The organism is Nitrosomonas ureae (assembly GCF_900108305.1).
Lineage (GTDB): Bacteria > Pseudomonadota > Gammaproteobacteria > Burkholderiales > Nitrosomonadaceae > Nitrosomonas > Nitrosomonas ureae_B.
This window is the reverse complement of the sequence record NZ_FNUX01000001.1, coordinates 87472-107151: the sequence shown is the minus strand read 5'-3', so window position 1 is coordinate 107151 and position 19680 is coordinate 87472. Positions and strand designations below refer to the sequence as shown.

Genomic DNA, 19680 nt, shown 5'->3' with positions numbered 1-19680 from the left:
TTACTTTAACCAAAATCAGATGAAAAACCAATTAAGTTTTGTCGTTATTATTTCTTTTCTATGGCTTGCTGCATGCACCACTGGAAGTATCAGTCCAACGCCGCCACCGGTGCAGTCTGATGAAGCTGCACCGCCTTTGTCCGATAAGCCGCTAGCAAAGTCTATCCATAAACGTGATCAATGGTCTGCATTGACTGGCTGGAACAACGATGATTTACTGCCTGCATGGCAGGCTTTTCTGCAAAGCTGCAGAGTTTTAAGCAAGCAACCCGTTTGGCAGGAAAATTGCAAAATCGCCGCATCATTGCAGCACCCCAGCAGCACCAAGATAAGAAATTTCTTTGAAACTTATTTCATTCCGTACCAAGTTGTTAATGTCGATAATACCGAGGAAGGATTGATTACCGGCTACTATGAGCCCTTACTAAAAGGAAGCCGGACATTTTCGGAACGATATCGTTTTCCGGTTTATGCTGCTCCTGATGAGTTGTTAACCATCGAATTAGGCGAAGCCTACCCGGAACTTAAAGATTTACGCTTGCGTGGACGTCTGAACGGGCGCAAAGTGGTACCTTACTATAGCCGGTCAGAGATTATGAATGATCCGGGATTATTGAAGGGATATGAACTCTTATGGGTAGAAGACGAAGTTGAGTTATTTTTTCTCCATGTGCAGGGTTCCGGACGCATTGTGTTTGACAATGGCGAAATGATGAAAATAGGTTTTGCAGATCAGAATGGGTTTCCATATAACTCGATTGGCAAGCTTCTGGTGCAACGTGGTGAGTTGCTCCTCGAACAAGCATCCATGCAGGGCATCAAGCAATGGGGACGACAAAACTCCAGTAAGCTGGCGGAGTTGTTGCAGCAAAATGCACGTTACGTGTTTTTTCGCGAATTACCATCCGATCTATCAGGTCCCATCGGTGCTTTGGGTGTGCCATTGACTGCCGGTAGAAGTATCGCCATTGATCCATTGTCAATTCCGCAGGGGGTGCCGGTATTTCTGACAACGACCTGGCCCAATACGAATAAGCCTCTGAATCGGCTCATGGTAGCGCAAGATGTGGGTGGTGCGATTAAAGGCGGGGTACGCGCGGATTTCTTTTGGGGATTTGGCCATGAAGCCGGGAATCAGGCAGGTAAAATGAAGCAGGCGGGAAAAATGTGGGTATTGATGCCGAAGGAATATCAGCCCGTTGCGCTTACCCAACAATAAAAAGCTTGCTGATAAGCCATAGCAAGCTTTTTAAGTTTCTTGGGTTTTATTTGTCTTTGCTTGCGTTTTCCAGCTTTTCCTCTATGGCTGCGGCAGGGATCATTCCCCCAACAACTGAGCCGTCAGAAAAAATTAGCGTTGGTGTACCTGAGACTTTATTTTCACGACCTGACTCTACCAAAGTTTCCAAGGGGGCTTCGCAGTCTTTTTCTGCTGGCGCGGTGCCTTTCAGCATAAAATCCTCCCAGGCCTTGATTTGATTTTCAGAGCACCAGATTTTTTTTGATAATTCCATCGAGCCATTCAACACCGGGTAGAGCAGGTTATAAACGGTAACATTCGTGATGTTGATCAATTCCTTTTCCAATTGTTTGCAGTAAGGGCAATTGGGGTCTGTATACACCGCAATTTTGCGTTTGCCATCACCTTTAACCGCTTTGATAGCATGCTGCAGAGGCAGGGAGTCGAATGGCACGCGCCGTGCGGCCTTGATTTCTTGAATGCGTTCGTTGGTCATGCTAACCCGGCTTTTGGTATTGATGACATGGCCAAAAAAGAAAAAATCTGCTTTATCATCAGTATAAAACAGTTCATCGCCTACCACGACTTCGTACAGATCTGAAAAAGGCGTTTTCTTCACACTGTCAATTTTTTGACTTTCGAAATGTGGTTGGACGGCTTTTTTAACAGCTTCTTCATCGGCCCAAAGCATTCCGGGGGAAAAACTTAATGATAAGATTAAAATGAAAAATTTTAAGTGTGTAGCCATGACAACTCCAGTTTAAAAAGAAATTTAATTCAAAGCGTGCTGTATCAATCGGTTTTTAATCGATGGCAGATGATTGGTTATTTCAAGCCCTAAATTGCGTATGCGGGCTAATGTCGGATTAGGATTGTTGAATAATTTCTGTAATCCGTCTGTTACTTGTTCCAGAACCAGAATATCTTCCTTGCGTGCCAGCTCGTAACGCCGTAATAATAAATAATCACCGCAATCTGTCAGTTTGCCTTGCGAGTTCAATATTGCCGCAAGTTCCCGCGCGTCACGTAATCCAAGGTTAACCCCCTGGCCAGCCAACGGATGAATGCCGTGCGCAGCATCACCGACGAGTGCCAGGCGGGCCTTAACCAGTTTTTTTACATGCACATAATTCAATGGAAAACCTGCTGGCGGTGAAATCAGTTGTAGTGCACCCACAGTATGTGCAGAAGCTTCTTCCACTTGCTGGCAAAGTTTTTCCGCAGACAAGTTGCGCAAAAAATCCGCATGGTCTTCAGTAGTAGACCAGACCATGGATACACGCTTTCCCGGTAGCGGGAGTAATGCCAGTACGCCATCCCGCCTGAACCATTGATAGGCAATCTGACGATGCGATAGTTCCGTACTGAAATTGGCGACTACGCCAACCTGATTGTAGGCATGCTGCGACACCTCAATCTCAGCTTGTTTACGTACCCAGGAATTTACCCCATCCGCGCCTATTATTAATGCAGCTTCAAGTTCGGTGCCGTCTGTCAACTGCACATCAACATGCGTATCGTGCCAAGTGATAGCGGTACATTTTGCCGGGCAGAATATTCGTGTATTTTCCTTTGAAGATTCAAGCGTATGCCAGACAGCGGATTGCAATTGGCGGTTTTCAGCAATAAACGCCAATTCGGGTAAGCCAATCTCGTACGCACTGAAGTTGATATGCGCAGTATTGTCGTCGCCAAACACCGTCATCTCATAAACGGGTGCTACCCGTTCAGTTTCCATCAATTGCCATGCGTCCAGTTTTTGCAGGAAAGCGGCGCTGCCCGGGCTAATTGCATACACTCGGTTATCCCAACTATTATCTTGCGGTACCGGTGCGGATTCATGCGGTTCTATCAACGCTATTTTTAGCCCGCTATCTTTAAGCGCAGCTGCCAAGCTTGCGCCCACAAGTCCGCCACCTATTACTATAATATCGAATTTCATGAGATTGATTATACAGCTGCTTTAGCATAGACAGGTAACACAAAGTTAATCATCATTGGATGTGAATTTTTTGCCGCCCAAATCAACGGGAAATCGTGTATTTTTAGTGGATAAATCTAAGCCACTGATACGCTTGGAAAGAATCGGCAAGCGTAATACAATGCCCTGAAAACACGCATAAACCCTTGTCATGTCACATTTTTGATCTTGACAAGCCACCCCCTGAAAGGCAAAATGCGGCCCTTGTGTTAAACACGTGGCGAATTAGCTCAGTGGTTAGAGCAGCGGAATCATAATCCGTTGGTCCGGGGTTCAAATCCCTGATTCGCCACCATTCTTATGGGCAAAGGGATTGGTTTTAGTGACTAATCTATTTAGAGCTGTTACGAAGAGGATAGCTTTTCGTACGTTGCTATCTGCAAAGCCGCTTCTTCTTCTGTTCTTGCCCAATCGGTACGGCTTCTTACGATATCAAGATTGCATGAATATTATGCTCAATAGCCCACTTTCTAGCTATGTACTTTGAGACTTTAAATGAATGTAGTGCATCAATATTTTAGCTGGATATCTGGTTTAAAGAGGTAGTAATATAAATCTGACCTGAAATCCGTATCTGGCGCATAAAGAGAAATTATGGCAAATTGGTTTAAAGACAATTCATTATCCATTGGGCAAACGCCATTGGTGCGGCTTAATCGGGTGATTGACAATGCGCCGGCTGTAGTGTTGGGAAAAATTGAAGGGCGTAATCCGGCATATTCGGTTAAGTGCCGCATTGGCGTAGCAATGATTGACGATGCTGAACGTAGAGGATTACTGGGGCCGGGGAAGGAAATTGTTGAGCCTACGAGCGGTAATACTGGAATTGCGCTGGCATTCGTGGCAGCTGCGCGAGGAATTCCGTTGACTTTGACGATGCCGGAAACGATGAGTGTGGAGCGGCGTAAGTTGTTAGTTGCATTGGGTGCCAAGCTGGAATTAACCGAAGGTGTGCGTGGTATGAACGGAGCTTTGGCGAGGGCGGAAGAAATTATTGACACTGATCCGCATCGCTATGTGTTGTTGCAACAGTTCAAGAATCCCGCCAATCCCGAAATTCATGAAAAAACCACCGGACCGGAAATATGGAGCGATACGGATGGTGCCGTCGATATTTTTGTAGCAGGCGTGGGCACGGGTGGCACGATTACCGGGGTTTCTCGTTATATCAAACAAACCAAGGGCAAAGCCATTACTTCAGTGGCGGTTGAGCCTGCGGCGAGCCCGGTATTGTCGCAAAAGCGCGCTGGATTTTCATTGACGCCCGGCCCTCATAAAATTCAAGGTATTGGGGCTGGTTTCGTGCCTGATAACTTGGATCTTTCACTAGTGGACGAAATCGAGCAAGTGAGCAATGAAGAGGCGATACTTTATGCACGGCGCCTGGCGCGCGAGGAGGGTATTCTGGCCGGAATTTCCTGCGGTGCGGCTGTAGCGGCGGCAGTGCGTCATGCTAAGCTTCCTCAGAATAAGGGAAAAACTATTGTAGTGATTTTGCCGGATTCCGCTGAGCGCTACCTAAGCAGCGTTTTGTTTGAGCGTATGTTTGACGAACAGGGCCTGACACATAGTGAACACTAGCAAGAGAACGCGCGATCTTTTGTTGCGCAGCACCTATTTGAATGTGGATAGTATCGTGTCTGAGCTGCGCGCGTTACGTCTGGCTTCATTGGAAAGCCGTAACCGGCATGATCGTCCGCCCAGGTTACCGTCACGCAGGATTCTGGCGAGTGTTGCAGAGGGCCTGAGTGCGGCTATATTCCCTAATCGCCTGGGTTCATCTGAGTTGGCTGATGAGGGCATCGATCATTATGTTGGACATATTCTGAATGTGACGTTGCGTGAGCTGATGGTGCAGATTCAGCATGAATTGCACTATAACTCTGGTTTGGAGGTTCTTGGCGATCAGGATCGTGCACAATCGGTGGCGATTACACAGGCGTTTGCAAAACGCTTGCCGGAGGTTCGAAGTTTGCTGGAAACCGATATTAAAGCAGCGTATGAGGGTGACCCTGCGGCACGCAATGTGGATGAAGTGCTGGTTTGCTATCCTGGCATCATGGCAATTACGCATTATCGGTTGGCGCATGTTTTGCATGGTTTGGGGGTACCCCTGATTGCGCGCATGATTTCAGAAATTGCGCACTCTGTCACCGGTATTGAAATTCATCCAGGTGCACAGATTGGCGGTAGTTTCTTTATCGATCATGGTACTGGTGTGGTGATTGGGGAGACTGCCATTATTGGACAGAATGTTCGTCTGTATCAAGCGGTTACGCTGGGTGCCAAGCGTTTCCCGGTAGATGAGAATGGAACCCTGGTGAAAGGCAATTTGCGTCACCCTATTGTGGAAGATGACGTGGTGATTTATGCCGGCGCTACAATTTTGGGACGAATAACCATAGGGCGAGGTTCGACGATTGGCGGCAATGTATGGCTGACGCGAAGCGTGCCACCGGGTAGTAATATCTCGCAGGCGCAAATGCGCCAGGAGGTATTTGAGGGGGGCGCCGGGATTTAATCAATGATGGAATCTTTAGGAATCATATGACTGCTGACAAAGTAATCCTTACGTTGGACGACGCCAAGAAAATGGCGGCAGGTGCAGAATCCGAAGCAATACGCAATAAATGGCCAGTTGTCATTGCAATTGCTGATGATGGTGGCCATTTGCTTTACTTGCAACGTTTGGATCATACGCAATATGGCAGCATCGGTGTGGCAATTGAGAAAGCGCGTGCTGCGATAGCTTTTCGCCGCCCAACCAAGGTATGGGAAGACAATATTGCGGAAGGGCAATTACGCTATCTGAATTTGCCTGGTACCTTGCCGATTGAAGGTGGATTGCCCATTATTGTTAATAATCAATTCGTGGGTGCAATCGGAGTCAGCGGCGTAAGATCTTTCCAGGATGCGCAAATCGCTCAGGCTGGTATCGATGCATTGTTATCTTGATTTTCTTGCCGGAAATTTGCAAAAGATCTTGCTCGTGTTGAGACAGATATAAAGTTGTATCATTTCCACAGAGCACATGCAGCTTTGCAGTAGTCTTTAACTATGCTTGTCTTCGTCCACCTGAACCAGGTAAATAAGAGTAACGGCGGTAATCATAACCAGACGAAATGCAGCTTGCTGGCCATTGGCAACTTCCGATTGCCACATTAAAAACCATTCTCCGCCAATCGTCATAAACCCAACAAACCATAGGAAGAAACCGAGAGAGAGTCCGAGTATGGCCAGGCTTTTGGCTTGATTAAAAGATGAGGGGTTCTTGATATTTTGGCATAAACGCAAGCCACCCAGCCAACATAGCCCAGCAATCAGGATTTCAGTAACGATGATCATGGCATAAGCTGCATGATGTAAAAAAGGAGACTCAATTGCCCGCCAGAGGCCCTGGTTGTCAGGAAAAGTCGTATCCATCAAGAGGACATGCGCGGCGATGAAGAAATTTGAGTTGTAATCGGTGAGATTATTGAATGCAACCAGCGACGCATACAACGCGAAAGCCAGAACCATCATACTCTTTGATAATCGCGTATACATGGTAATTTTAAAGCAATGGCGCAGTTTGAGAACTTGAGGGGATTTGTTAATCCCGGCTGGTGCTATTCAAACTGCAGACAGTCAGCCAGGATATGATGTGGAAAACTAAGAGGCTTGTTGAATACCGGCCAATAACCAGGTTGCATTGGGATCCTTCAGATCTTTCTGCACATGCCAGATCTCATCAAATGCTTCCGGTTCTCCATCAGGTAAATCTTTTAATTGACCGGTAAAGCGGACACTTGCGATAGCCAGGTCACCGGTTGTTTCAACTTCCAGTAAATTAGCATCAATGAACATGATTTCGGTTGTTTGTTGCGCATCACCCCGTGCATTAATTTGTGCGCTAATCTCTGCCAGCATCTCCGATGTTGTGTAGTCACGAATTTCATTAATGTCGCCATGATCGTGAGCGGCCTGCAGGCGCATAAACGAAGCTTTTGCATGGCGTAAAAAGGGCTCCACTTTAAAGTCTGCGGGAATATTGGGTTGCCGATAAGCGGTTTGACTGTCCGCGATTGCGGTTCCAGCGGGCGGCGTGAATGCAGGGGTATTGAAGTTTTCGCGTGTATTTGTATTTATGCCCGAATATTGCATGGAGGGCGATTGTTCAACCTTGGGTTTACGCAGCATGCGGATGATGAAAAATACAGCGCCTATGAGTAACAGCATGGTTACGATATCCATCATATTGATGTTTTCAAACGCGCCTCCCATAAAAAGTGCAGCCAGTAAGCCACCGGCAGCCAGGCCGGCTAATGCGCCACCCCATTTACTGCCACCAGCTGCGGCAGCGGGTGCCGCAGCTGGTGCTTGCTGTGGCTTGGGTGCAGCTTGCTGCTGATTGACCGATTGACGTTGAGTGCCTAGATTCTTACCGCCGCCCATGCGTCTTGCTTCTGCATCAAAAGCAAGTAAGCCAAAACTGAAGATAGCCAGAGTTAGAAAGGTAAGTGTTTTTTTCATAATGATCTTCCAAACTGTGTTTTAAAGCTCCGAGTATAGCATCGGGTTTATGCTGCCAGCTACATTGAATTTTTAGCGATACGGATTTTGAATGCGTTTCTTCTGTTGCAAAAAGCGCTGAGCCATACTTTCTAGCGTAACAATATCAGACGGGGAATTGCTTCATTATCAATCCATGCAATGGCATTTTGATTAAATTGCTGCCCGATCGACCGGCCGGTATTAAGATCCAATCCGGGAACAAAGAGGCTTTCTTCAGGCGGCCATTGGCCGGTTGGATCTATATTCAGGCTTTCAATGATTGGATAGGGGCGATGCTGCAACAAATTTCTGAGTTGTTCGTGCGCCTCTAGATTTTCTTCATTACTGGCAAGCTGACTGTAAGGGTTGTATGCGCTGACAATTGCCGCGCATGATTGCTTTGATGCCGCTAAAAATTTTGCCAGTGATTCCGAATATTGATCAATGCATAAGAAGATTGAATTGCAACCGGCACCCACTCGATAATGAGTGCGACGGTAACTTGCGATGAGGTTGCTTGTGATAACCGATAAAACCACAGTTACCCGGCAATGATAAGCTGGGCTTTTCTGCTTGGCGGGCTTGTCAAGTCAATGACTGTGTCCATGGCCGTTGTCTTCGCCGCCATGTGCATGACCTTGGGTTGAGCTGATGAGATTTTCATATTGCTCCGGTGTCATATGGCTTAATTTGAAGATAAAAGCAACCATTCCCCAAATCGCCTGATCATCATGACTCAGCCCCCATGCTGGCATAGCAGTCATTTTCAGGCCATTCTTTATCACCCAAAAATACGCTTTGGCGTGCTCCATTCGCTTTGTTTCATCAGTGATGATTTCGCGTTGATGGAATATGGGGGCCTGAGGGTATAGACCTGCCGAGAGTTCTGTCGGTTTCATGCCGGGTGTCAGATGGCAGATGGTGCACATGGCATGATAGTGTTCCGCGCCTTGCGCGAGTAATTCTGTGTCTTCCAGTGAGGGTACTGTCAAGTCTTCGGCGCGTGCTTTAATGGAGCTGTCACGTACCCATTCAATGATTTTTTCGGTGATTTGCCAGTGTTTTTCTGTCGCGGCCATATTGTAAGCCCCTGATCCAAGAGCGATGATGCCTATGACAAATGATACCAATAACAGACTCAGGATTGTTTTCATTGTTTCACCTCATTAAATGATCTGGTACCGATTTCAATAATATTAAACAGCTTTAGTTATCAACTATCTCATAGTACTTTTAATTACCATGCGAATCAATTTATGTTTTCAGAGAGGTAGGTAATCAATAAACTGCCTGTTTGATGTACGCTGATTTTCAAGGAGTCTGAAGTTTCCTAAAATGCATGGTAGCGCAAGGATGGTGGTATGCGTAGCCACGTGGGCTAAGCGTTGTTTGCAAAAGTGGACTCTTACTTTGTATGAAGAAAAATAATAATTAGTCGTTAACCTGAACTTAGGTTCTGGAACAAGATAAAGAACTCAATTAGTTAGGGTAGATCTGGTTAATTACTTTTAATTTTAAGAAAGAAGGTACGTTATGGCGAATTCTATTGGCAGATTATTGATTAAAGAAGGTCTTATTTCTGATGCGCAATTGGTTCAAGCAAGAATCAACCAAAAGCAGAGTAGTGGGAAACTAGAAGATAGTCTCGTTTCATTAGGTTTTCTTACTTCTGAGCAAGTAAAGAAAATATTGCATCCTATTCCACCAATACCATTGAAAATAAGTAATACTGGACTGAGCGAAGCTTTTCTTAGTGATCTATTATTGAAAATCGCATATCAAGAAGCAGGCACTTTTACCTTGTGTCAAATCAATAATAAATTATGCCTTCCATTTAGTGTTATAAATGAGATCATTGAATTACTTCAGGCAGATCATTTGATTGCTATTCGTTCAGCAGCCGGTTATGGGCGAGAAACTCAAGTTTTTGAATTAACGCAGCGAGGCCGCGAAAGAGCAGAGGCGGCTTTGAATATTAGTCTTTATGCCAGCGCTGCTCCGGTTCCTCTGAAAGATTATACGCGCATCCTTGCTCAGCAACATGTTCAGCAGATTCGGATAGATAGTAAATGGATACAAGAGTCACTGAGTCATATGGTTATTAGTGAAAAATTACTTAACCAGTTAGGTCCTGCTTTCAGCTCAGGACGCGCAATTTTTCTATATGGTCCGCCGGGAACAGGAAAATCAAGTATTGCAGAAGCATTAGGGCGCGCATTACCTGACCATGTTTTTATACCGCAAGCTATCGAGGTGGGCGGTCAAATAATTCGCGTATTTGATCCTGCAATACATTTTGAAATTACAGAAAAAACCAGAGAAGAAATGCAACTGGATATAAACGTCAATCTGAAACACGATCCGCGTTGGAAAAAATGCCGCCGTCCCGTTGTAATGGTCGGTGCGGAATTTACTACCGAAATGCTCGATTTGCATTTGGATATTCATAGCAAGTTTTATGAAGCGCCAGTACAGATGAAGGCCGCGAATGGCGTGTTCATTCTGGATGATTTTGGCCGCCAGAGAGTGACTCCGCGTGAGATGCTCAATCGCTGGATTGTTCCTCTGGAGCGGGGTACAGATTTTCTATCATTGCATACTGGTATGAAATTTGAGATACCTTTTGATCAAGTTAACATCTTTTGTACCAATCTGCATCCTGCGGATTTGGTTGATGAAGCTTTTTTACGCCGTATCCGTCATAAAATAAAGATGCCTCATTCAACTGAAGGTGAGTATAAGGAGATTTTGCGACGTGTTTGTGTGATACAAGGTATCGAATTTAAGGAAGATGCGGCAGATTACCTTATAGATACATATTATCGAAAAACTGGACGAGCGCTGACGGGTAGTCATCCGCGCGATATTATCGATCAAATTGTTGATTTCTCAAGGTACTTAAAGCAGTTGCCGACATTTACTGCTGTAACCATCGATATGGCAGCAACCAACTATTTTATAGAATTGTGAATTGGTACCCCACTGCATGGGGATTTGCCTGCGCATGCGAACCCCCATGCAGTAATTGAAGGTCAATTTACTAATTTATCGACTGGTTAAGGATTTTTAAGGATTTTTTAGCATTTTGGCTGACTTGCATTAGTTCTTTTTTATTAAAATAAGCAGCTTCACGGGAGAAATCCTGCCCTAATAGAATTTTTATTTGTATATCGCTTCGCAATTCGTTACTTTCAACCAACTTGACTTGTATGGGTAACATTTTATTGATCTGATAAGCTTGATCATAATTTCCTGAGCGATAATAAATTTCGGTTTGATAATGTTTGTATGTCTGGTGATTTGTTAACCTTGCTTTTGCAACGCCGTGTTGTTGAAAAAAAACTGATACCTGCTTTGCCATGCCTGTAATGCCATTACCATTCGAAATTTCTAATCGGAGGTATGTGCTATCCACTGATTTAGAGTCATTATGATGAGAAACCTGATCATCTGCGCGATATGGCACGGATGTGGCCAGGGACTCAGCCTTATCATTTACCTCATTGACGTTAGTGTTGGAAACTTCTTGCATGACAAGAGGCAACGGGTCAATCGAGTCTGTCTGCAATGCAGCTGCTTTATCACCCAGATTGATTCTTTCTTGCGCAACTGCCAAATTAAGTTGTGCCCTTTTATTGTCAGGGTCCAACAATACTGCTTTCTCGAGTGATTTAACGGCTTCAGCTGTATTGCCCTGAATCAGATAGGCATAACCAAGGTTGTTATACAAATAGGTTTCCACCGGCGCGTATTCAATCGCCGTGCGGAAGTGTTGCAGTGATAGTTCATGTCGGCCTTGTATGGAATAAATAACGCCCAAACCATTATGCACTTCAACATAATCAGGCTTTTCTTCCAGCGCTCTTTCATAGGCAGCAATTGCTTTTTGGTAATCTATCTTGCCCTGATAGTATCGTCCTAATAAATACATGATTTTTGGACTGCCATTTGCATGCTTTATATTCATCACAGGTTTGATTTCAATATCTGCCATTGATGTATCTTTTTGCATAAAAGCACATCCATTTAAAGCAAGTGCACAGCCTACTATCCAACTAAGTCGTTTTATCTTGAACATAGTATGTTCTCCTGTACTTTCTGTGATTATGTTTCTAGAATAGCTGCCTGATGCTCATCAAACCTGGACTGTTCTAAATCTAAAACTAGGGTTGTTTGGGTTCTTGCCATTGTCCACAAGGTTCATTTGGGGTGCATCCCATTCGCTTATATGCTGATCGCAGGTTATTGCGTGCATGTGAATTTTCAGGATCGAGTTGCAACGCACGTTCGAATGCACCGGCTGCTTCACTGTTGTATCCTTGTTTTAACAACGAATAACCAAGATTGTTGTGTAAATAGGATAATGTAGGCGCCAGTCGAATGGCTTCTTTGATAAAGTGGAGCGCAAGCTCATCTTCTCCCAGGATCGAATAGATTACTCCCAAATTATTGTAAGCGTCGTAATTCTCAGGCATTAGCTCAATAGATTTTTCATAGACATTGATTGCTTCAGCGTATTCCTTTTTCTGATAGTATTCGCGACCCAATTGATATAACTGCTTGGCTTCCACCAAACGTGAATCTTCCGACTTGGATAATGAATCAGTTTCATTATTATTCTTTTGCTGCGAAGTGGCGCACCCTCCCAATATCAGCAGGCAGCCAATGATCAGCAGTGATTGTTTTAGTTTGTACATAATTTCATAGCTCCTTTAATTAACCTCCAGCCATCGTCGGTAACAGAACTCGATGAATAATGATAGCTGCTGGACCAATTATGACCACAAATAATGACGGGAAAATAAAGAAAATGAGTGGAAAAAGAAGCTTGAGCGCTATTTTGGCTGCTGCCTCTTCCGCACGCAGGCGGCGTTTGGTACGCAGCATATCGGAGTGAATACGTAGAGAAGATGCAATACTGGTGCCAAAACGATCCGCTTGTATCAACATGGCAACCAGCCCTTCTATTTCTTCAACCCCGGTGCGCAGTGCCAGATTTCGCAATGCTTGTTCGCGGCTTCTGCCTGCGCGCATTTCCAGATTGACCAAATGAAGCTCTTCCGCCAATGGTTTGCACTTCACATGCATCTCTTCCCCGACCTTTTTCATTGCTGCATCTAGTCCTAATCCTGCCTCAACACAAACCGTCATGAGATCAATAGCATCAGGAAAGTTCTCAAACAAGTCGCGCTGACGTAGCTTAATGATATGTGCCAAGGCTAAATTAGGCAGGTAGTAACCCGCCGCAGCTAATATAAGGAAAAAAAATAAAGAGACATCAGTATTTATCTCCAAACGGCTGACACCCACATAAAGAAAGAAAATACCTGGCAGGATTAAGGCCAATAATGTTTTTCCTCCAAAATAAAAGAAGGGTATTGACTGTGTGCGGTAACCTGCATGCATAAAACGAATGCGTAATACAGAGTTTTCCCAGCCTTCACTTGGCAGGGAAAGTGTGGCAAATGGGCTTGTGAGCTTATTGGTAGCCTGCTCCCATTGACTGGATTCATTTAAAAATGTTTCAGCATGTTCGGATGCAATTTGATCCAGTCGCGATTGTGTCGGATTAGATGTCAGCAATCGCATCAATCCAAATACCCCGCCAGCTACGGCAATAAAAACGATGACTAGATAAGCTATTTGAATCATGGTCATGATTTATTTACTCCAAATTATATTACAAGGTACTGCGATTAATGCAGGCTGAATTCACTATCAGGTTTTCTATCGGCTCATACCCGGATTTTAATAATCCGCCACATGGCAAAAATTCCGATCACCATCATCGTTAAGGAACCACCGAGAAGTAAGTGTCCTAACGGATCTGTAAACAATAAATTCAAGTATCCTGGATTAATCAGATGGACTAAAAATGCTATTGCAAATGGCAAACAGCCTAGAATCCAGGCTGACAAACGTCCTTCTGCTGACAGAACACGAATAGTCCCTAATAATTTGAGGCGCGCCCGGATCAGGCTGCTGATACTTTCAAGTAACTCTGCCAGATTGCCACCGCTTTCACGTTGAATAAGCACTGCAATGACAAGATAGCGCAGGTCAGTGCTGGGTACACGTGTACTGAGATTCATGAGTGCTTCCTGCATCGAAATACCATAATTGACTTCTTCAAATGTTGTACTGAATTCACCTGCAATGGGTTCCGCGCCTTCACTGGAAACCATTTGCAGCGCCCCGGAGAAGGCATGGCCAGCCTTCAATGCACGCGCCATTAAATCCATGGCATCCGGCAATTGTTCTTCAATTTTTAGCAAACGTTTATGTCGTGCACTCAGTACCAATAAAACAGGAAATAACCCGGCTACTATGGCACACAGCAATAGTATTAAGAAATGCAAATTCAACAGTAACGCAATGGCCATGCCACCCAGTGCGGCTATGCAGGTATAGCCCAGAAAGCCTGTTACACTGAGTTCCATGCCTGACTGAATCAATAGCCGGTCTAGACTATGAATTCGCGGGATTTGTAACAACAGGCGCTCTAAGGCTGGAGAATCACTTAATAACCGCTGTTTAATCAGGTTTCGCTCGGTAGCGTCCTGCCAACCCGCAGAGATAGTTTGTAGCCGTTTCTCGATACGAACTGCTTCTGGCCCTTTATAGGCATTCCATGTTAAGTACAGTCCTTCCAGAAATAGCACAATCGCCACAAATACCAAGGCTATAAACAAATAATAAGAATAGTCCATTTTCTGCAAACAACCTCGTTATTGAAAGATTTTACCCGGATCAAACAATTCGTCTCGTAGAGGAATGCCGAATACCTTCAAGCGTTCAGCAAATTTGGGTCGAATCCCGGTCGCATGAAAGTGTCCCTGGATAACTCCATTTTCATCTACACCTGTCTGGCTATAAGTAAAAATCTCCTGCATGGTAATAATGTCGCCTTCCATACCGGTAATTTCCTGAATGCTGATTAGCTTGCGTTTTCCATCTGTCATACGGGAAACTTGAACAACGACCCAGATTGCAGAGCTGATCTGCTGTCGTACAGCTTTAGCAGGAAGATTCATTTCAGCCATGCTGACCATATTTTCAATCCGACTCAATGCATCTCTGGGTGTATTCGCGTGCACTGTGGCCATAGAGCCTTCGTGACCTGTATTCATGGCTTGCAACATATCCATGGCTTCAGGGCCGCGCACTTCACCGATTATGACTCGATCCGGCCGCATGCGCAGGCTATTGCGGACTAATGCGCGTTGTGCTACTTCACCCTTACCTTCAACATTTGGAGGGCGTGTTTCAAGCCGCACAACATGGGGTTGTTGTAGCTGCAGTTCCGCCGCATCTTCGATAGTCACAACCCTCTCAGATGCTGGAATAAAACCGGACATAATATTAAGCAACGTCGTTTTGCCACTACCAGTTCCACCGGAAATGAGAATATTGCACTTACTTTTAACAAGCCCTGCGATTACTTCGGCCATTGACGGTGTCAGTGATTTATAGCGAACCAGATCGTCCATCTTAAGAGGAGCTGCCGGAAAGCGCCGGATAGATAATAACGGCCCGTCCAAAGCCAATGGCGGAATAATGGCATTGACACGGGAACCGTCTGATAAGCGGGCATCAACCATCGGACTGGATTCATCGACGCGGCGCCCAATTCTGGATACGATGCGGTCTATAATTCTCATCAAATGACGGTTATCGGCAAAGTGGGCATCTGTTAGTTCCAGTCTACCGCGGCGTTCGACATAAACCTGATTATAAGTATTAACCAGAATATCGGAAATTGTTGGATCAGCCAGTAAAGGCTCTAATGGCCCCAAACCAAGAATTTCATGCTGAATATCGGAGACCAAACCGCCTCTTTCTGCCAGATTAATCGGTATTTTCTCTTCATTCAGTAATTGTTCTACAAGATCCTTGATCTCGTTCATCAAACGATCTGAAGGTAACCTCTCCATCACGGATAGATCAACGCGGTCGAGTAGTTTTTGATGTATCTTGGATTTAAGCTCATGATACGAACTTTTCTCGAGCTGCGTAATGCTATCTTCCATAATCAGTACCTGTTCAGGCACATTTGTATTATTCTCTCCCCAGCGTTGTAAGCGATCCCGTATAGACATGATTAATAATCCATAAAATAATTGTTAAGAGAATAGTCTTTTAAACCAGCGTTCTTGTTGTTCAGTATTCAGACTCAATTCATTGCTGATCTCTTCAATTGCTCTGGAGATTGGACTGCGCTGAGCAAGTTTGAAGACTGGCACGCCGTGGTTCACCGATTCATCGACTACGGAGAAGTTGTTGGGAATAGATTTAAAAACCTGATTCTTAAGTGTATTCTGAATATCATCCAGCGTAATCTCGCTTTTTTTGTCATAACGGTTGACAATAAGCCGCAACTTTTCCTTGTGGTAGCCTAATGAATGGAATGCATCGATCAGGCGCTTGGCATCGCGGATAAATGGCAAAGTCTGCTGCAACACTGGGAAAATCATCTCGGCTTTGTCGAGTGCCTGGATTGATATGGCATCCATACGTCGACCGATATCAAGAATGACAAAATCATAATTCTTGATCGCAACCTGAAGCAGGGGATTAACATGTTCGGGTTTTATTTCCGTTGCTTTTTCCGGTTCATCCGGTGCTGCTAAAATACCCAAATTAGGTAAAATCTGAATCATGCTGGAAGCCAGGAATGACCCATCCAGCCGGTGAATTTGTCGAGTGACATCAGCAATCGATGCGGGAGATTTGCTATCGCTCAGAAAAAGTGAGGCATCTCCCAACTGAAGATTAAAGTCAATTAAGGCGACTCGTTGGTTGTTCTGTGCTGCCAGCGTATAAGCCAGATTAGTGGCTAAGAATGTAGCCCCGCTTCCTCCTTTACAGGGAATAAACGCCAAAACCTTTCCACTCCTGACAGGCATACCTGCCTGTTTGATTCTGTGCTGAAAACGATTAATTGCACCCAGTAGTGATTCGCGGGTCAGTGGCGTTGGAAGCGCTTCTCGAACGCCTACGCGCATGACTTCCAACAATCGTTCAGGAGACTGGATCGGACATAACAAGATGACGCCCAAACTCGGGAATCGCGCGGTTACATTTCCCAGTACCTGTAGTTCACTCTCCATAGCATCTGAACTTTCCAATAACAACAGGTCAGGATGTTCTTGTTCAGCAACCGCGGTTACTTGTTGTATCCCACCATTGATAGTTAATATCTTATGTGTATTTTCCTGATCCGAACCGTGGAAGGATGGATGTGATATATCAAATTCAGACAAAAATTGACGAATACTTTCCAGAATTTGTTGTTTCTGTGAGATAGCAGCAATAATCACTTTTATTTTCCTCTAATTTTCAATAGGTTCTAAGTGCATACCGGATTGTTAAGACTCGACATACTCTCGCGCGGCAACGTCGTTGAGAAACCAGGCATCTGAAAATTGATAGGTATTAACGGAACAAGTGACTGCACAGTTAACCCAGTCACGCTAACTGTTACATAGCGGCACGAAATTGGATCACACCCACCCGGGCTGTATGTAACATTAATATTACCCGGATTTAAGAAGCCTGCTAAATTCACCATTTTCGTGGTGATGACGGTATCATTCTGATCACAAACTACTGCCAAACGAGCGCCCAAACGAGTTGCTTCTGTCGTAGCATTCATCATGAACAGTACGCGGCCAAATTCCATGATGCCGAATAACAATGTGAACAGTATTACGGCAATGATGGCAAACTCTACAGCCGCAACACCCCGCTGTGAAAATTGACTAGCCGCTAAATGGATTCGTCTCATAGCTGCCTCATGGTAGTTTGGATAGGATCAAACGGTAGGGTAGTCATGCTGCTGCCGAAGAAAACCAATGGATTGAAGACAAAGTTAAAAGTGTAGCCTGTCACAGTGACCGTCACCAGATTGATGCTGGCGCCTGCTCCAGTGGTCGTCGTGGATGATGCAATTCCCACCATGCCTATAGTTAATCCGGGCAAAAGCGCCGACCCCGAACAGTCCGCTGAACCATGCACAACCAGGCATCGCGCTTCTGTTTCTGGATAGTTGGCAGTATCGCTTGGGCTATGCTGGGATAGTAGGCGGGCAGCATCACGGACTGTTTTAACCACAGTATTATATTGATACATCGCACGGCCAAATTCCGCAACACCCAGAGCTAATACAATCAATGGAATTAAAAGCAATGCCAGCTCAACCGCTACGGAACCACGCATGGTTCTTGGGTTTAATTGAATATTTCTTTTATTCATAAGGATAGCCATAACGTTCGTAAACTCACTGCACTAAGGCCGGCACCAATGGCCCTACACTGCCTGGGCCACCAACAGCGCCCGATGATGCGCAAGGACTCAGTGGATCATTCGATTGCCCTAGATATTCAACATACATTCGGTCTGCTCCAGTGCCACTGCCACCCGAATTAAAATTGATAGGGTGCAGCATCAATATACATGCCCAGGATAATACGGGCGCAGTGGGTCCACCAGCGTTCAGTACGTCACAATCTACTACAGCCACAGTAGCCAGTCTGCGATCCGCTCCATGCTGCTGGAGAAATGTTGGATCCACAGTTACAGCTCCACCACCTTGAGCATTTAAACCAGTAGCGCCATCACCTTGATAGGCAGCCGGAGGATTTCCTCTATGTGTTGCAAAGTCACTAAATGCATTGAATTGACTGGGCCATGTGACTTCCGTATAAGCAAAACCTGTTTTATCGGGCACTGCAAATCCCGGCTGCCCTGGCGTATCTTCAACAGGATTCCGGTAAATACCAAAACGGCTATTCCAGGCTCTTGACAAGGAAGAAATCACGCCACCTTGTCCCACAATACTTCCAACTGCTGGAAGATTGCAGGATCCTGTTCCTGTCAATAAATCGCTTAGTTCAGATGCCCCCCCACCGGGTGGAGAGTAGTCGATCCATTTGAATCCACCCGTCAGATCACCACTGGGTCCGAGCACGCCTTGTATCCAAGTGCCCGGTACCGCTGCTGCTATATCCGCTTGACAAACCCCGGCAGGAACCGCACAAGTTGTCTGGCCGGGAACAAGGCTGGCCACGGCCGTTGCACTGACCTGCTGGTCACCAATACCCAGCACCTGTACAAACCAATTGGCAATACCTGTGCGCTGGACAGTGCAGCGTGCAAATCTCATTGTCAGCACATTCGCCACTGCGTCTTTGGTCAGATAAGTGCCGTTGAGCGTTTCACTGAAAGTGACATCATCGGCATTGACAGTAACGGGATCATTCTGAAATTGAACATTGTTGCTGATTCCTGCCGTTATGCCCGCTGCTTCGGCAAGCGTCAATTGATTCGTGCTGGCACCTGTCAATTCCCGTGCAGCCGCCAATGCACAGGCATCCGCACTGTTCTGCAATTCTGATTTGGTCACGAAAAGTTTACCCAGATCCAGTGCAAGCCCGACAAAACCAATCAACACCGCCATAGATAACGCCACCATAATAGCGACGACACCGCGCTCTTTTTCGATGTTTAGATTACCTTGATATCTTTTTCCTAAGCTAGGAGTATTCATGCTGCGCATAACCAATCCTTCTGATGGTGACTGCCAATTTCAATGCCGATAGATAACTTGTAAATTATTACTGCATGCCGCTGCCGCTGCTACCGCCACTGGTTCCTACATCCAGCGCACCACGAGCCGGTGGTTTGGGAGTAGCATAGGATTCCCGGTAATTATCGAATATGGCATCGCCGGCTTGACCATCAATTCCTCTAACCGGTGCTGTGTTCAGCGATGCATCAGGATTCACGGTTTGCTGCGCCTTTGCCATGCCAAAAGCATTACCGAATCTGGCATCCATCCGCTTCGGGGGAGATGCGACACAAGCAGTTAATACCAGCATCATGATTGGCAAACATAAAGTTACTTTGATAGAAAATTTGTTCATAA

22 protein-coding genes and 1 tRNA gene are annotated in these 19680 nt (G+C 45.4%); 6 read left to right on the top strand and 17 right to left on the bottom strand.

All coding sequences use genetic code 11. The features are described 5' to 3' along the window. Window positions 1-19: 19 nt before the first annotated feature. The gene (mltA, locus tag C4S39_RS00495) at window positions 20-1219 is read left to right on the top strand and encodes a murein transglycosylase A (RefSeq protein WP_103965101.1); all 1200 of its coding nucleotides are present in this window, start codon (window positions 20-22) and stop codon (window positions 1217-1219) included. Between the two features lie 46 nt (window positions 1220-1265). On the opposite strand, the gene C4S39_RS00490 is transcribed toward mltA, so the two are convergent. From C4S39_RS00490 to C4S39_RS15420, 3 genes are read right to left on the bottom strand one after another with little or no spacing between them, the layout of a single operon-like run. Continuing rightward, the gene (locus tag C4S39_RS00490) at window positions 1266-1988 is read right to left on the bottom strand and encodes a DsbC family protein (protein WP_103965100.1); all 723 of its coding nucleotides are present in this window, start codon (window positions 1986-1988) and stop codon (window positions 1266-1268) included. A gap of 24 nt (window positions 1989-2012) precedes the next feature. Next, window positions 2013-3182, bottom strand: a complete 1170-nt coding sequence (locus C4S39_RS00485) for a UbiH/UbiF family hydroxylase (RefSeq protein WP_103965099.1) — start codon at window positions 3180-3182, stop codon at window positions 2013-2015. Between the two features lie 45 nt (window positions 3183-3227). Continuing rightward, window positions 3228-3374: a hypothetical protein gene (locus C4S39_RS15420; protein WP_219817895.1), complete on the bottom strand. Its 147-nt coding sequence runs from the start codon at window positions 3372-3374 to the stop codon at window positions 3228-3230. Window positions 3375-3440: 66 nt separating this feature from the next. Here C4S39_RS15420 and C4S39_RS00480 point away from each other — a divergent pair. The 4 genes from C4S39_RS00480 (at window position 3441) to C4S39_RS00465 (ending at window position 6176) form a co-directional block, all read left to right on the top strand. Beyond that, window positions 3441-3516: transfer RNA gene (locus tag C4S39_RS00480), tRNA-Met, on the top strand. Between the two features lie 299 nt (window positions 3517-3815). Further along, window positions 3816-4802, top strand: a complete 987-nt coding sequence (gene cysK, locus C4S39_RS00475; protein ID WP_103965098.1) for a cysteine synthase A — start codon at window positions 3816-3818, stop codon at window positions 4800-4802. A 37-nt stretch (window positions 4803-4839) separates the two neighbouring features. Further along, window positions 4840-5742 carry a serine O-acetyltransferase EpsC gene (gene epsC / locus C4S39_RS00470; protein ID WP_181023720.1) on the top strand — a complete coding sequence of 301 codons (903 nt, stop codon included), beginning with the start codon at window positions 4840-4842 and terminating at the stop codon, window positions 5740-5742. Window positions 5743-5768: 26 nt separating this feature from the next. Further along, on the top strand, window positions 5769-6176 hold the full coding sequence (locus tag C4S39_RS00465) for a GlcG/HbpS family heme-binding protein (protein WP_103965096.1): 408 nt from the start codon (window positions 5769-5771) through the stop codon (window positions 6174-6176). 96 nt (window positions 6177-6272) lie between these two features. On the opposite strand, the gene C4S39_RS00460 is transcribed toward C4S39_RS00465, so the two are convergent. The 4 genes from C4S39_RS00460 to C4S39_RS00445 form a co-directional block, all read right to left on the bottom strand. Further along, complete coding sequence (locus tag C4S39_RS00460; protein ID WP_103965095.1) at window positions 6273-6767, bottom strand: DUF2165 family protein; 495 nt, start codon at window positions 6765-6767, stop codon at window positions 6273-6275. A 105-nt stretch (window positions 6768-6872) separates the two neighbouring features. Further along, window positions 6873-7733, bottom strand: coding sequence for a Tim44 domain-containing protein (locus tag C4S39_RS00455; RefSeq protein ID WP_103965094.1), 861 nt, complete (start codon window positions 7731-7733; stop codon window positions 6873-6875). A 131-nt stretch (window positions 7734-7864) separates the two neighbouring features. Further along, complete coding sequence (locus C4S39_RS00450) at window positions 7865-8293, bottom strand: DUF3293 domain-containing protein (protein WP_103965093.1); 429 nt, start codon at window positions 8291-8293, stop codon at window positions 7865-7867. 51 nt (window positions 8294-8344) lie between these two features. After that, complete coding sequence (locus C4S39_RS00445) at window positions 8345-8908, bottom strand: c-type cytochrome (protein ID WP_103965092.1); 564 nt, start codon at window positions 8906-8908, stop codon at window positions 8345-8347. 403 nt (window positions 8909-9311) lie between these two features. Between C4S39_RS00445 and C4S39_RS00440 the strand changes: the two genes are divergently transcribed. Then, a complete protein-coding gene (locus C4S39_RS00440) occupies window positions 9312-10724 on the top strand; it encodes an ATPase (RefSeq protein ID WP_258039218.1) in 1413 nt (470 codons plus the stop codon). 70 nt (window positions 10725-10794) lie between these two features. Here C4S39_RS00440 and C4S39_RS00435 read toward each other — a convergent pair whose 3' ends face one another. From C4S39_RS00435 to C4S39_RS00390, 10 genes are all read right to left on the bottom strand, one after another. Beyond that, the gene (locus tag C4S39_RS00435) at window positions 10795-11832 is read right to left on the bottom strand and encodes a LytR C-terminal domain-containing protein (RefSeq protein ID WP_103965090.1); all 1038 of its coding nucleotides are present in this window, start codon (window positions 11830-11832) and stop codon (window positions 10795-10797) included. Window positions 11833-11917: 85 nt separating this feature from the next. Continuing rightward, on the bottom strand, window positions 11918-12451 hold the full coding sequence (locus tag C4S39_RS00430) for a tetratricopeptide repeat protein (protein WP_103965089.1): 534 nt from the start codon (window positions 12449-12451) through the stop codon (window positions 11918-11920). Window positions 12452-12470: 19 nt separating this feature from the next. After that, window positions 12471-13412, bottom strand: coding sequence for a type II secretion system F family protein (locus C4S39_RS00425; RefSeq protein WP_103965088.1), 942 nt, complete (start codon window positions 13410-13412; stop codon window positions 12471-12473). Window positions 13413-13489: 77 nt separating this feature from the next. Further along, the gene (locus C4S39_RS00420) at window positions 13490-14464 is read right to left on the bottom strand and encodes a type II secretion system F family protein (protein WP_103965087.1); all 975 of its coding nucleotides are present in this window, start codon (window positions 14462-14464) and stop codon (window positions 13490-13492) included. Window positions 14465-14482: 18 nt separating this feature from the next. Then, window positions 14483-15853, bottom strand: coding sequence for a CpaF family protein (locus C4S39_RS00415; protein ID WP_103965086.1), 1371 nt, complete (start codon window positions 15851-15853; stop codon window positions 14483-14485). A 24-nt stretch (window positions 15854-15877) separates the two neighbouring features. Further along, window positions 15878-17074, bottom strand: a complete 1197-nt coding sequence (locus C4S39_RS00410) for an AAA family ATPase (RefSeq protein WP_103965085.1) — start codon at window positions 17072-17074, stop codon at window positions 15878-15880. 29 nt (window positions 17075-17103) lie between these two features. Next, window positions 17104-17541, bottom strand: a complete 438-nt coding sequence (locus C4S39_RS00405) for a TadE/TadG family type IV pilus assembly protein (RefSeq protein WP_103965084.1) — start codon at window positions 17539-17541, stop codon at window positions 17104-17106. Then, the gene (locus C4S39_RS00400) at window positions 17538-18008 is read right to left on the bottom strand and encodes a TadE/TadG family type IV pilus assembly protein (RefSeq protein ID WP_103965083.1); all 471 of its coding nucleotides are present in this window, start codon (window positions 18006-18008) and stop codon (window positions 17538-17540) included. The genes C4S39_RS00405 and C4S39_RS00400 overlap by 4 nt, the downstream gene beginning before the upstream one ends. Window positions 18009-18033: 25 nt before the next feature. Beyond that, entirely contained in the window at window positions 18034-19302 is a 1269-nt protein-coding gene (locus C4S39_RS00395; RefSeq protein WP_103965275.1) for a pilus assembly protein TadG-related protein, read from the bottom strand. 67 nt (window positions 19303-19369) lie between these two features. Beyond that, a complete protein-coding gene (locus C4S39_RS00390; RefSeq protein WP_103965082.1) occupies window positions 19370-19678 on the bottom strand; it encodes a tRNA dimethylallyltransferase in 309 nt (102 codons plus the stop codon). Between the last annotated feature and the right edge of the window lie 2 nt (window positions 19679-19680).